Origin of the sequence: Marinobacterium rhizophilum DSM 18822 (genome assembly GCF_000378045.1) — a bacterium.
GTDB classification, from domain to species: Bacteria; Pseudomonadota; Gammaproteobacteria; order Pseudomonadales; family Balneatricaceae; genus Marinobacterium_A; species Marinobacterium_A rhizophilum.
The window spans coordinates 28533-42493 of the sequence record NZ_KB899103.1 but is presented as its reverse complement, the minus strand read 5'-3'; the positions used below and the strand labels follow the sequence as shown (position 1 = coordinate 42493).

General features: G+C 60.2%; 12 protein-coding genes. 6 read left to right on the top strand and 6 right to left on the bottom strand.

Annotated features, from left to right (window positions below):
• Positions 1–100 precede the first annotated feature (100 nt).
• The 5 genes from F451_RS0115865 to F451_RS0115845 all read left to right on the top strand — a co-directional run bounded on the left by F451_RS0115865 (position 101) and on the right by F451_RS0115845 (position 6077).
• Positions 101–1057 carry a GlxA family transcriptional regulator gene (locus F451_RS0115865; protein ID WP_020682377.1) on the top strand — a complete coding sequence of 319 codons (957 nt, stop codon included), beginning with the start codon at positions 101–103 and terminating at the stop codon, positions 1055–1057.
• A 243-nt stretch (positions 1058–1300) separates the two neighbouring features.
• The gene (locus tag F451_RS0115860) at positions 1301–2191 is read left to right on the top strand and encodes a beta-keto acid cleavage family enzyme (RefSeq protein WP_020682376.1); all 891 of its coding nucleotides are present in this window, start codon (positions 1301–1303) and stop codon (positions 2189–2191) included.
• Between the two features lie 23 nt (positions 2192–2214).
• Complete coding sequence (locus tag F451_RS0115855; protein ID WP_020682375.1) at positions 2215–3183, top strand: 3-hydroxyacyl-CoA dehydrogenase NAD-binding domain-containing protein; 969 nt, start codon at positions 2215–2217, stop codon at positions 3181–3183.
• Between the two features lie 120 nt (positions 3184–3303).
• Positions 3304–4959 (top strand): BCCT family transporter, encoded by a 1656-nt coding sequence (locus tag F451_RS0115850; RefSeq protein ID WP_020682374.1) that lies wholly within the window; start codon positions 3304–3306, stop codon positions 4957–4959.
• A gap of 92 nt (positions 4960–5051) precedes the next feature.
• A complete protein-coding gene (locus tag F451_RS0115845; RefSeq protein WP_020682373.1) occupies positions 5052–6077 on the top strand; it encodes a GlxA family transcriptional regulator in 1026 nt (341 codons plus the stop codon).
• A gap of 49 nt (positions 6078–6126) precedes the next feature.
• On the opposite strand, the gene F451_RS0115840 is transcribed toward F451_RS0115845, so the two are convergent.
• Both F451_RS0115840 and F451_RS0115835 read right to left on the bottom strand, forming a co-directional pair.
• A complete protein-coding gene (locus F451_RS0115840) occupies positions 6127–7149 on the bottom strand; it encodes an oxidoreductase (RefSeq protein ID WP_020682372.1) in 1023 nt (340 codons plus the stop codon).
• A gap of 185 nt (positions 7150–7334) precedes the next feature.
• A complete protein-coding gene (locus F451_RS0115835) occupies positions 7335–8513 on the bottom strand; it encodes a gamma-butyrobetaine dioxygenase (protein ID WP_020682371.1) in 1179 nt (392 codons plus the stop codon).
• A 424-nt stretch (positions 8514–8937) separates the two neighbouring features.
• On the opposite strand from F451_RS0115835, the gene mepA reads away from it, so the two are divergent.
• Positions 8938–9798 carry a penicillin-insensitive murein endopeptidase gene (mepA, locus tag F451_RS0115830; protein WP_040880003.1) on the top strand — a complete coding sequence of 287 codons (861 nt, stop codon included), beginning with the start codon at positions 8938–8940 and terminating at the stop codon, positions 9796–9798.
• A gap of 87 nt (positions 9799–9885) precedes the next feature.
• Here the strand turns inward: mepA and F451_RS0115825 are convergent, their stop codons facing one another.
• The 4 genes from F451_RS0115825 to F451_RS0115805 form a co-directional block, all read right to left on the bottom strand.
• Positions 9886–10161, bottom strand: a complete 276-nt coding sequence (locus F451_RS0115825) for a hypothetical protein (protein WP_020682369.1) — start codon at positions 10159–10161, stop codon at positions 9886–9888.
• 634 nt (positions 10162–10795) lie between these two features.
• A complete protein-coding gene (locus F451_RS0115815; RefSeq protein ID WP_020682367.1) occupies positions 10796–11893 on the bottom strand; it encodes a glycerophosphodiester phosphodiesterase in 1098 nt (365 codons plus the stop codon).
• Between the two features lie 354 nt (positions 11894–12247).
• Positions 12248–12487, bottom strand: coding sequence for an SHOCT domain-containing protein (locus F451_RS0115810; RefSeq protein WP_020682366.1), 240 nt, complete (start codon positions 12485–12487; stop codon positions 12248–12250).
• 27 nt (positions 12488–12514) lie between these two features.
• Positions 12515–13912: a multicopper oxidase family protein gene (locus F451_RS0115805; RefSeq protein ID WP_026291812.1), complete on the bottom strand. Its 1398-nt coding sequence runs from the start codon at positions 13910–13912 to the stop codon at positions 12515–12517.
• Positions 13913–13961: the final 49 nt, after the last annotated feature.

Genomic DNA, 13961 nt, shown 5'->3' with positions numbered 1-13961 from the left:
GGATTGTGCCAGCGCGCCTTTTGCGCAATGCTAACCCGCCGGTGCCACAGAATTTGCCTGAAACCGCTTATTAGATGTTCTTTTTCGACGGAGTCGAGCCATGTTTGGAGACCGTCCGCGCAGCTACCCCCAGACCATCGGCTTTTTGCTGATTCCCGGCTTCTCGCTGTTCGGTCTGACCGCCATGCTCGATCCGCTGCGCCATGCCAATCGTAGCAGCAACCGCGAGCTGTACCGCTGGCAGCTGATTTCCGAACGCGGCGGACCGGTACGCAGCAGCGATGCCCTGGATATCATGAGCGATACCGGCATACGCGAGCTTCCCATCTGCGACACCCTGATCATCTGTGCCGGCTACGATCCGCAGACACAGGTCACTCCGGGTCTGCTGGGGTTCATTCGACAGCAGGCCAGCCACGGCGCCGATATCGGCTGCCAGGACACCGCCGCCTATCTCGCCGCAGCCGCGGGCATTCTCGATGGCTACCGCGCCACCCTGCACTGGGAAAACCTCGACAGCACCCGGGAGGCCTTCCCCCGGGTGAATTTCGTGCAGGAACTGCTGGTGGTGGATCGCGGCCGCTTTTCATGCCCCGGCGCCCTCTCTGGCCTGGACATGATGCTTTACCTGATCGGCACCCAGCACGGCAATGGCCTGGCCACCACCGTTGCCGATGAGCTGATCTACACCCACAAGCGCGCCCACAGCGACCCCCAGCGCACGTCGCTGCAGCAACGCCTGGACAGCCGCAATCCCCGCCTGGCCGAGGCCGTGCAGCTGATGGAGCGCAACCTGGAGGAGCCGCTGCGCATCAGCGAGATCGCGACGCAGCTGCAGCTTTCCGGACGTGAGCTCGAACGCCTGTTCCGCCATTACCTGCAGCAGACGCCCAGCGCCTACTACCGCAATCTGCGCCTGGACCAGGCACGCTGGATGCTGCAGCAAACCAGCCAGAGTGTCACCGATATCTCGGTAGCCTGCGGTTTCGTCTCCCTGTCCCATTTCACCCGCAGCTACCAGCAGCGCTTTGACAAAAAGCCCAGCCGGGAACGCTGATTCCTGCCGCCACACCACTGTAACCAGGCACTTAACCCGGTCAGCCCCGCCAGAGCGTCGCAAATGGGCACGTCTTATTCATTTGCGCCAGCCCCGCGATTAATTCGCATACGGTCAATTAATATTCGTAACTGGACAAAAACATCCTGTTCAGCCGCGTAGCTTAACTATCACCCGGCGCCGGGTAGCCGCCGCGGAAAACCCGCGGGCAATACAGTCACCCTTATAAGAGTCAGAACCGCCATGAATCAGGATGTCATCATCACCTGCGCAGTCACCGGCGCCGCCGATACTGCCGACCGCAGCCCCCACGTGCCGGTCACGCCACAAGAGATTGCCGATGCCGCCATCGAAGCCTGGAACGCCGGCGCCGCCATCGCCCATATGCATGTGCGCGATCCGGATACCAAGCAGTGCTCGCGCCGGCTCGACCTTTACGCCGAAGTCTGCGAGCGCCTGCGGGCCGCTGACTGTGACGTCATCATCAACCTGACCGCCGGCATGGGCGGCGACCTGTACATCGGCCCGGAGGACAATCCCACCGCCTTCTGCCCGGAAACGGACCTGGTGGGCGGCCTCGAACGGCTGGTGCATATCGAGGAACTCAAGCCCGAGATCTGCACGCTGGACTGCGGCTCGGTCAACTTCGGTGACAGCAACCTGGTGTACATCTCGACACCGGACATGCTGCGCAAGGCCGCGGCCCGCATTCAGCAACTGGATGTCACCGTTGAACTGGAGATCTTCGATACCGGCAACCTCTGGTTCGCGCTGCAGATGATGAAAGAAGGCCTGATCAACGACAACGCGATGTTCCAGCTGTGCCAGGGCATTCCCTGGGGCACCCCGCCGGAACTGAGCCTGCTCAAGGGCATGGTCGACATGCTGCCGGCCGACACCAACTGGACCGCCTTTGCCCTGGGCCGCAACCAGCTGCCCTGGGCGGCACAGTCCGCCCTGCTGGGCGGCCATATCCGCGTCGGCCTGGAAGACAACCTCTACCTGGGCAAGGGCGAATTCGCCACCAACGGTCAGCTGGTCGAACGCGCCGTGAATATCATTGAAAACATGGGCGCGCGGGTACTGAGCCCCACCGAAGCTCGCCAGAAACTGCGCCTGCGCGGCACCCAGTAGTCGTCATGACCGGAGAAATACAGATGAATCGCCCCCTTCCCACTGCAGTGACCAAAGCCGGTGTCCTGGGTACCGGTGTAATCGGCGGCGCCTGGGCGCTGCATTTCTTGAGAATGGGCATGGACGTCGTGGCCTACGACCCCGGCCCCAATGCCCGCGAGAAGCTGCTGGCCATGGTGGATCATGTCTGGCCGACCATGGTGAAACTCGGCCTGCGCGAGGGTGCCAGCCCACAGCGCCTGCGCTTTGCCGACAGCCTGGAAGAACTGGCCACCAGCGTCGAGGTGATTCAGGAAAGCACCCCGGAAAACCTCGATGCCAAGCGTGCCCTGTTTGCAGAGCTCGATCGGCTGGCACCGCCCGAAGTGGTGATTATTTCCAGCACCTCGGGCTTTGCCATGTCCGACATGGCCGTGGAAATCCAGCACCAGGCCGATCGCTTCGTGGTCGGGCATCCGTTCAACCCGCCTTACCTGGTGCCCTTCTGCGAAGTCTGCGGTGGTGAGCGCACCAGCCAGGACGTGGTCGACTGGACCGCAGCCTTCTACGAGGCGATCGAGAAACAGGTCGCCAAGATGGACCGGGAGCTGCCGGGCTTTATCGGCAACCGCCTGCAGGAAGCACTGTGGCGCGAGGCGCTGCACATGGTGGCCAACAATGAGTGTTCGGTTGAGGATATCGACAAGGCCATCGCCTACGGGCCGGGACTGCGCTGGGCCATTATGGGCCACTGCCTGACCTATCACCTGGGCGGTGGCCAGGGCGGCATGGCGCATCTGCTGGACCACTTCGAGGAATCCCTCAAAGAGCCCTGGACCCGCCTCGATGCGCCGGAGCTGACACAGCAGCTCAAGGACGATATGGTCGCCGGCTGCCTGACCCAGGCCAACGGCGCCTCGATCAACGACCTGATCCGCGAGCGCGACGACTGCCTGATCCGCATCATGCACACGCTGAAGGAATACCGCGACGAGCACGGCATCAAGCGCTGAGGCGCCGACGGCAGCAGACCCGCCCAGCGGGTCTGCGCATACTGTTACCCGACAAAGGAACTGGCTTATCAAGCAACGGCAACACCCGACTTATCTTTATGACATCCGGAGATCGCAACAATGTCGTTAGAACAACAACAAAGTGACACTGGCGTTTTCAGGGCCGAAAGCCTGGCCCGGCATGGCCTGTTCAAGGACATGCACAAGGGCATGACCGTGGCCGGTGCCCTGCTGGTCATGGCCTTCGTCCTTTTCACCGGCTTCAATACCGAGCTGGCCAGTACCCTGTTCGGCACGGCCCGCAGCTGGATCGAGACCACCTTCGGCTGGTACTACATGGTGACCGTGGTCTTTCTGATCGGCATCTGCGGCTACATCGTATTTAGTGGCCACGGGCGCATTCGCCTGGGCGACGACGACAGCAAACCGGAATTCAGCAACTTCGCCTGGTTCTCGATGCTGTTCTCTGCCGGCATCGGTATCGGCATCCTGTTTTTCGGTGTCGCCGAGCCCATCTTCTACCTCGATAACAGCGGTGCCTTCGGCTATCCCAACAATCCCTATGCCGATATGGCGGGCGCCACCGCGATCGGCCACGACCGCGCCGTCGATGCGCTGCGCGTCACCTTTTTCCACTGGGGCTTCCACGGCTGGGCGGTGTACGTCATCGTCGGCCTGGCGCTGGCCTATTTCGCCTACCGCAAGAAACTGCCACTGGCTCTGCGCTCCACGCTGTATCCCTTTATCGGCGACCGTATCTACGGCCCCATCGGACATGTTGTCGATCTGCTGGGTGTCGTGGGCTGCGTCTTTGGTGTCGCCACCTCGCTTGGACTCGGCGTCAGCCAGATGGCGGTCGGTCTTGAGCGGCTCATCGGTGTGGACCCGGGGCTGAACACTCAGCTGATACTGATCGCGCTGATTTCGGTGATCTCGATTCTGTCGGCGGTCTCTGGCGTTCAGCGCGGCATCAAGGTCATCTCCGAATGGAACATCATCATCTCGGTGCTGGTGATCGCCTTCTTCCTGTTCGCCGGCCCGACCACCTGGCTGCTCAACCTCCTGGCCCAGTCACTGGGCGACTACCTGGGCAACTTCGTACAGATGGGGCTCTGGTTCCCTGAAGAGGAAGGCCCGGCCAGCTGGCAGAACGGCTGGACCGTCTTCTACTGGGGCTGGTGGCTGGCCTGGGCCCCGTTTGTCGGCCTGTTTATCGCCCGTATTTCCCGTGGCCGCACCCTGCGCGAGTTCGTCCTCGGCGTGCTGCTGGTACCGACACTGGTGATCTTTATCTGGCTGGGAATCTTTGGCGGCACCGCGTTGTATCAGGAATTGCACGCCGCCGGCGGTCCCGGAAGCGCCGGCCTGATTGACCTGGTCAATGCCTGGAACCTGCCCGCCGCGCTGTTCGCCAGCTCCGACGGTATCGCTGGCAATGGCGCCCTGGGCTGGATCATCTCGGCGCTGATGGTATTCCTGCTGATGAGCTGGTTCGTCACCTCATCGGATTCCAGCACCCTGGTCCTCACCACCATCCTGTCGCTGGGCAATGACGAGCCACCGCAGATCTTCCGCATTTTCTGGGGCATCGTCATCGGCCTGGTTGCGGCCGTGCTGTTGCTCGCAGGCGGCCTGAGCGCCCTGCAGACGGCCCTGATGGCCGCGGCCCTGCCGCTCAGTCTGGTCATTATTGCGATGACCCTCGCCGTGCTGAAATCCCTGCACCAGGAAGCGGGTCTGTTCGGCGCCGCGCGCCCTGCGATTCAGGTCAAGTGATGCTACAACGGCCCATCGACTGAGAAATTGACCGCCGCTGCCCTGTGCAGCGGCGGCTTTTTTCGACGCAACCGGGATCAACAGGAGCCGACATGCACTCACCTGTCCAGCCTGGCAGCATGGCTGCCGCCGCCAGCCCGTCGGTCACATCGGCACTTCAGCCCGATGCCGACGGTGTTATCACCCTGTCATTTCTGCTGTTGCCTGAATACGCCATGGTGTCGCTGCTCTCGGCCATCGAGCCACTGCGCATCGCCAACCGGCTGGCGGGAAAGCAACTGTATCGCTGGCAGTGCCTGAGCGAGGATGGACAGGTCGTTCCGGCCAGCAACCAGATGGCGCTGCAGCAGCACCTGGACATTCATGCAGTCGATACTCCGCGCAACCTTTTCGTCAATGCAAGCTTTCACCCGGAGCGTTACCAGAGCCCGGTACTCATCGACTGGCTGCGCCGACTGAACCGGCGTGGCTGCCTGCTGGGGGCACTGGATACCGGTTGCCATCTGCTGGCCCGTGCCGGGCTCCTGAAAGGGCACAGCGTAACGCTGCACTGGGAAGCCGTACCGGCATTTCAGGCAACCTACCCCGATATCCTCATCAGCCCGGAACTCTTCGACATCGGTCGCAACCGCATCACCTGCGCCGGCGGCACCGCCGCCACCGACATGATGCTGCATCTGATTGCCCAGCATTCAGGCACGGCGCTGGCGCTGCAGATCTGCGATCAGTGCATCAAGAACGGTATAAGACCGCCGTCGGAGCGACAGCGTATCGGCCTGCCGCGACAGCTCAATATCCACCATCCCCGACTCATACGGGTGCTGGGCCTGATGGAACAGCACCTTGAAACACCGCTGACACCAACCGAACTGGCCCGCAGCGCCTTTATCTCCCTGCGACAACTGGAACGCCTGTGCCAGCGATTTCTGAATGCCTCTCCGTCAGCCTACTACCTGAAGCTGCGCCTTGAGCGGGCCCGCCAGTTACTGCAGGAGTCGAACCTGAGTGTCTGCGACGTAGGCGGCGCCTGCGGTTTCGCGTCCGCTTCCCATTTCTGCCGCTGCTATCGCCGCCACTTCGGGCAGTCCCCCGGGGCGCAACGTCGCAATGCCGCCTGATCTGCACGTCGGGAAAAGAGCGCTGCAGCACAGCATTCCCGCCACCACGTCAGGCAACGGCTAACCGGCGTCCTTCGCGACTGCTGCGCAGCGCCAGCTCAATCAGCCGAATTCCGAGCAGTGCCTGCTGAGGGCTGATCGCCAATGCGTCCCCGTGTCGCAGTGTGCGCACCAATGCGGCGTAGAACTGCCGGTAATCACCGGGCAGCGTCGCGAAGATTTCAGCCCTGTCCGCCGTATGGAACCGGCCGTACTCCGAGGCAGGCTCCAGCCCCCAGTCCGGTCCTTCAGGCAGCTGACCTGCTCGCAGCGCATCCTCCTGGGGGTCGAGTCCGAACTTTGCGTAACTGCCCCGAGTACCCTGCAGCATGAAACGCAGCGTGGGCGAGGCGCAGAACGGGCTGGAGTGCAGCACAACCTCCTTGTCGGGATAGTGCAGCAGCAGATGGAAGTAGTCGGTGGACTCGGCCCCCGTGCGCAGTTCGCGGCAGCGGGCGCTGATCGAGTCCGGCGGGCCGAACAGGGCCAGCGCCTGGTCGATCAGGTGCGGACCGAGGTCGTAGAGAATGCCGCTGCCAGCCCCCGCCTGCTCACGCCAGCGATCGCGGGGTTCCGGCCGGAAGCGGTCGAAATGGGACTCGAAATAGCGAATGTCACCGAGGCGGCCACTGTGCAACAGTTGCTGCAGCGTCAGGAAGTCGCCATCGAACCGGCGGTTGTGATAGATCGCCAGCGTACGCTGCTTCTGCGCCGCCAGCTCGATAAGCGCCTCGCCTTCCGTCGAATTCACGACGAAGGGCTTTTCCACCAGCACATGCTTGCCGGCTTCCAGCGCCCGCCTTGCCAGCGGATAGTGGCTGTCGTTTGGCGAGGTGATGACCACCAGGTCGGCGTCACTGCGCGCTATCAGTTCAAGTCCATCCTGGTAATGCTGCAGTTGCGGATAGTCTTGTCGCAACTCCGGCTGACGGCTGCTGATCGCCACCAGCTCAAGCTCCGGCTGCAGTTGAATAAAGGGCAGGTGAAAGATTCGGGCTGACAGCCCGTAGCCGATGACGGCGGTCCTGATCATGGTCGGATGTCCTCTTATGAAGCCAACACTGACCCGCTGCGCGAAAGCCCGACAGGCTCCTGGCCGGGCGAGCTGTTATTGGGCCATCGAAGGCTGCGCCGCGCAAGTACCGCAATCGGCACCCGCGACTTCCCTAACAGCACCGAATACAGCTGCCGGCATGTGGACGCCATCAACCCAGGAGGCTAAAGGCTCCGCTCAAGCACTCGAATACGGGACAGCAGTTCGTCACGATCAACGTAGCAGCCCTGCAAGTGACGCTGCCCCTGCTGCAGGTCGAAGGCCCGGCGGGCATGCAGCACGCGACGGTTGTCGAACACCAGCAGATCGCCGGGCACCAGGCGGTATTCGAACTGGAAGCGCGCCTCCCGGGTCAGGCTGATAAAGGTCCGGTAGGCTCGATAATGCCGAACCACCTGATCGGGCGGGACATCCAGCGGGCCGCGCAGAAAGTTGGCAAAACGTATCTCGCTTACCGCACCCTGGCCATCGAGCACGATAGCCGGCCCGCGGAAACGGTAATCGCTGTTACGGTCCTTGTTGTAGAAATCCATCGGCAGACTGCTGAGCGCATCAAAGTCATCGGGGTGCTGTTCACGCATGTACTGGGCAATGCAAAAGCCATCCACCAGAATCGACTCGCCACCGGTGGCGTCGTTTTCAAGACAATGCAGGAACTGCAGGCCCGGCTGCAGTTCCCGCGTCGGCAGATCGGTATGCAGCGGCAGGCGCAGGGTCGTGTAGGCGGCGGTATTGGCATCTGGCTTGGAGCGCACATCAAACAGGGTGCCGAAATTGGTTTCCCGAACAAACGAAATACGCTGCGCAACCCGCTGCAGGGTGCCGGGCGTTGTGTCGCTGTTGTGCAGCAGTGAAATACCACTATCACGCAGCTTGCGCAGCCAACGCAGCAGTATGGCGTCGTGCTGCATCATGTCGGCATATTCATACCGGGGCAGGCTGGCTTCGATAGCCGCCCGGTCCCAGATAGCCGGCTGCCATTGCCGCGCCGCACGGGCCTGATCACTGTAACAATGGCTTCGCAACCAGCCGGGATGGAAGCGGCTGCGGTGTCCATCCCCCTTCCACAGGATTTCCAGGTAGTCACCACGAAGCTGCGCCTCAAGCGGGCGAATAGACAGCGGTGCATCACAGATCTCAAACAGTTGTTCCCGCGTCAGAGACGATACGCAGTCAGAGCACGGGCAGTTATCCCGCAGCCATAGGTAGTGAAATTCGCTGACGTGGCCATCATCCCAAACCAGACCCAGTGACTCTGCACCGATATCGATACGCTGTGGCCGGTGGCTGACCGCATAATGGCTGTAGCCCGCGGTTTCGAAAGTGGCATTGTTTTCGATCATCGCTGTCCCCCTAATCTCGTTTCCCCGCCGTGGTGGCAGTACTGGAACGATGTTAGGCCTAAACCCGCGTATTAGGATGTCACCGGATCGACAAGCTGTTGGCCCACCGCGACAATCAGGCGTTCAGGTTTCAGTACACCCTACAGCCCCTGGAAAAAACCTGATTTAGCGAAACCGGGCGCCCCTCGCCACGATGTAAATCAACATACATACTCACCCAAGAGTATGTTTTTAATAAATTTTTACGTCACGCGAAGCAGCTGAATCTGCTTAACGAGCAGCGCATCCTGATCGCTTCAGACGCGGTAATGGACAGGGTATCGAAGCCCTGCCGGGAAGATCTCCGGGCACCAAATATTATTCTGTCGGCGTGATTCCAACCGCTATAATTGGCGCTGGATTTGGCACCGGAGCGCTTATGTGGATGAGGTCTGTTTATTCGATGCTGCTTGGCGGCACACTGATCTTGGGCAGCGCCTTGGCCGGCGCCACTAACCCCTGGGAGGAAATAAAATCCACCTCCTCGCAGGCCCCCGCGAGCATTGGCGAGTATACCAATGGCTGCCTCAGCGGCGCGGACCGAATGCCGCTACGCGGCGAGGGCTTCCAGCTGGTGCGCACCGGGCGTGACCGCCATTACGGCAATCCCGCGCTGACCGGTTTCCTGACGGATTTTTCCGCCCAGGTGGCTGGGCAGGGCCTGGGGCGCCTGCAGATAGGTGACATGTCGATGGCCCGCGGCGGCCCCTTCAGCTACGGACACCGCAGTCACCAGATGGGGCTGGATGCGGATATCTGGTACGCGCAGGACCCGCGCTCGCTGCAGCGCCCGCTGACCGCCTGGGAGCGCGACAATATCGCTGCAAAGCCTCTCGCCGATGCAAAAGACCATCTGCTGATCGAGGCGAACTGGGACGACAATGTTCCGCGCATACTGCGCCTGGCCGCCGAAGACCCACGCGTCGAGCGGATCTTCGTCCACCCCACCATCAAGCGCAAGCTGTGCCGTATTGCGGGCAAAGACAACGACTGGCTGCGCAGGATCCGCCCCTGGTGGGGACACAACTATCATTTCCATGTGCGCCTGGCCTGCCCTAAAGGCGACACGAACTGCGTTGCGCAGCAGCCGGTGCTGAACGAACCCTGTGGCGACGACCTGGACTGGTGGTTCAGCGACGAGTTCTACGCCCTGCTGCATGGCACCGCGCCACAGCAGGAAAAGCCCAAGCCAAAGCCGAAACCACCGATGCCACAGCAGTGCACACAGGTGTTGCACTCCCCTTAAGCGCACAGAAAAGCGCAAAAGCGCATCCCGCCGACCATGCCAACGGAATGCGCCTCCTGCCGCGTGGTACAAAGCCCTCGCCAACTGTCAGAGCGAGTCTTCTATGAACTCGCAGAGTGCCTGAAGATTACCCTGCTCCAGAACGTTGGCGAGCCCTGCCCGCGGCTCGTCTGCGGTGCCAGGACCGTGCCCGTCACCGGAAGGGTCCGCAGAATGCGGACCCTGTTCAAATCCGTTCTGGATGGACTCCATGGTGAGCTTTCCCCAGTTGCACTCGACCGCAACCGAGGTCACTGGCGGATCAGCCAGTGCAGAGCCTGCGAAAAGCATGGAAGCGGCAATGATCATCGTCTTGGTTCTCATATCCGGTCTCCTCTTAGGTAACAGGTGTGCATGCGACCCGAGCCGATCATCATGACCGGCACCGCAAAACACGCTACTCACCCTTGTCTACATAGCATTCACGGATATACAGCCATGCATCCGCGAACGTATTAGGCAGCATAGACAGCTTTACCGGTCGGCAACAAAGAAACCGCGGATACCAAGTGCGGCTGACCGCCCAGATCAGCACACTGCTACTGGCGATACTGCGGTAATCCCCCATTTTTAACGGGTTCAAAAATAGGCCTCATGCCACAAAAAAGACAGGGATGGTGTTGTCACTATTTGCCGGGTGATGGAACAGGCCTTCCTGACCCGTGTCATTTTCGCCCTTGAACATCAGACGGTATATTGTGAAATCTATGAATTTTCAAGAGCTCGAATTGGCCGCTGGCCAATGGTGGCGAATCCTGCACCACTTTATTAAAGCGGTTCTGACGACATAAGTTGCCACCGGGTTAAAATCACAGAATACAGAGATAAGCCATGAATTATGACTTTGAAAATGATCAGGGTATTAAATATTTGCTCACTCGACATATAGCCTGACAGGTCGATTAATACTCTGAACCTGCCAAGCTACTCGGCTCAACTTTTTAGTCGCCTATTTTGCCTATTGCAGGGTCTCGAGCAGCACTCCCTCTGGAATATTATCGATATAGATCCCGTCAACGCCGGCCTGTTTTGCAATGCCCCATTCAATAGAACTTTGGATGGTATGGACCAGAACTTTTATTCCGTAGCTGTGGAACAGTGCCACCAAATCATCCGCGGCAATACCTAAGCTTGGCGCCAGGAACAGGATATTCTTATCCAGTGAAATGATACTGGAGCCAGTATCGACAAGCGTGGAAATGATGTTGTCAATGGGGAGGCCGGCCTCGTAGTAACTCGGAAACCGATACAGCGGGAAATTCAAGCCTTCGCCAAGATTAACGCTTATTTCACCCCACGGCAGGTTGAAACCCGTGTAACTTTTGTCAATTTCTGTAATAGAAAGTGTCGGATCAAGGCCAACAACCTGCTCTGGGCTTAATAGTTGTAAAAAATCCACCGCCAGAATACCGGGAACGTCTGACTCCGTTGCCGCCAACATGCCGAGTATCTCGGGTGAAAAGGACTCGATAACAACCTGGCTCTCCATTGCGGTAAAGGTAATATCTTCCAGCACCGCGTTCACGAGGTTTTCCAGGTAGAGTGGTTCTTGCGCAAGAGGCACACAATAAGGTGATGGCGTTTTGATTTCCACCACGAGCTGGCCTCCGGGGCGGTCCGAGGTTATCTGGCTGTAGGTGCGTGAAACCTGAAGGATATTTCGCAGGGATTTGACATTGTCATCCCCCACAATCCCTTTAAGCTGTTCAAAGGTGAGTGTATTGACGCACGTTGTAAAATTCGGCAAGAAATCATCATGCATAGAGACCGCAATACCATCAGCGGTCAGGTTCGCATCCACCTCCACGATCTGGATACCATCTCGAAATCCCTCTCGTACAGCCTTGGTGGTATTTTCCACGGGCCTGTCGGGTTCAGGGCTATACCAGGGATTTTCGCCATAACCACGATGTCCTATGGCAAAAGGCAAAGGACCGCCAATAACATCGTCGACTGTCCATCGTTGTGCGCCGCCTTTATCTGCCGCAGCACCTGTGACAACAAACAGTAGAGTCAATACGAAGATTCTTACCTTTCCCAGAATTCCGTTTTTCATGTTACTCATCCTTTAATTGAGTCTTGGCGTGCATGTTGCCCAGCTTCGCTGGTTTGTACATGATGGGCAAGGCCTTATTCTGCTCCAGTGCTCGCTACCACTTCGCCGCACGCTTATTAACCCGGCCGGTTAATACACAAAGCAGGGATGCTTCATCATTGCCCGCAGGGCAATGCGAACCCAGGCAAAACCTGCTGATTTGGCGTTGCCGCCGCGTCAGTCCGTCGATGCTGAAGTTGTGCCGCTGTTACATCCACCTCGCCCCCCGTACCGGAGCGAGGCCCCGACTTTCAGCTACACCGCCCGCGCCATTCTCTCGGAGTCCGTCAGCTAAGATCCTGCATTCGACCAGTATCAGTCCCTGTCTTCCTCCTTCAGCACCTTCAGCCTATTTCGGTACTCGTCCTCGTCAATTTCGCCGCTGGCAAACCGCTCATCGAGAATATCCCGGGCGGTTTTTTGCCGTGACCGGTCGCTGCTGTCGCGTCCGAGCAGCAACCGGACAAATGCCCATAAAACCAGCAGCAACAGCAGCAGCCACAGCAGCATTCCCCAGCCATGGCCAAACATCATCCCGTCATAATCTTGAAACATGAGGCGTTCCTCCTTCTTGGCAGACTGTTAAACAACGATATCGATCCAGCTGACCATGCCTGCGGCCTGGTGCTCGATCATGTGACAGTGCAGCAGCCAGCGCCCCTGAGTGCCGGCAACGAAACGGATCGGCACCCTGTCGCCCCTTGCCATAAGCAGCGTGTCGTGCCACAAATCAGACGGATATCGTGCAGATTCGGCCTGGAAGTGATGGCCATGCAGATGCATGCCATGGGGCCAGCGGGTGTTGTTGTGCAGCTCGATTTCGACCAGCTCACCCGGTCGTGCGCGCAACAGCGGCTGCTCCGCAAGCCCGGCGCTACCGTTGAAGGCCCAGATCTGGCGCTGCTGCACCAGTTCGTCGATATTCAGCATCTGTCCCCGGTAAACCGCCTGGCGCAGCGAGCCCATGGCCCCGCCGGTCATATCCAATTGCAGCCGATGATCCGGTGCCCTTGCCGGCAGGGCCGGCAGCGGATTGGCGGCCAGTGGAACAGGGGCAGACCGCACGAGCGGCGCGGCCTGTGCATCGACCAGCAACCGGGCGATCTCGATCTGGCTCTCGTTCGCCAAGTGGTATATGGAATGGCTGCCCTCCCCGTTCGGGGGAATGTCGAGCAGCAGATCGTAACGTTCGGCCGGCGACAGGACCAACGGGCCGGCATGCTCGCGCGGTGCGGACAGCGGCTGGCCGTCCTTGGCCAGAATCCAGATCGGCCAGTCAGGCAGCTGCAGTACCATGATGCGGGCGTTGGCGGCATTCAGCACCCGCAGACGGACCCGCTCGCCGGCCCTGGCCTTGAGCTGGGGTCGATGCTGGCGGTTGACGGTCAGGATATTGCCCATACGCCCGCCATGCGCCCATTCGTGCATATCCCCAAGTGAGTCTGTATCGAGCTGGCCATCCTTGCCGAGCCGCCAGTCATCCAGTACCAGCAACTGGTCACGGTCGGCGGTATAGGGCTCCGCCTCGTCGACGATCAGGGGCAGATAGAGCCCGCGCGCCAGTTGCTCATAGGTACGATGATGCGCATGCGCCCAGAAGGTGCCGGCATCCGGTGGCGTCAGCCGGTAAACGAAACGCCCGCGGGGCGGAATCGGCGCCTGGGTCAGGCCACTGACGCCGTCCATCGCGTTGTCGACCCGAATACCGTGCCAGTGCAGGGTCGTTTCATCGGGCAGGTTGTTGATGACCTCGATCTCGACCGGCTGGTGCTGACGCAGCCGCAGCAGGTCGAGATTGCTCCCCCAGAGCGCCACCGGAGCGCCGTCCGACGGAGCGCCGCCCGACACGAACCAGTGGCGCTGTTCCGGCCTGAGTTCCAACTGCAGCCGCGGCACGGCAGGGACACGCGCCGCCAGCGATATGCCGGGCACCGCCAGCAGTCCCATGGCGGATAGCTTTATCAGGTCGCGTCGTTTCACGTGATCTCTCCCTTTCGCTCGAGTCCATCCATGACCCGCTCACTGCAAC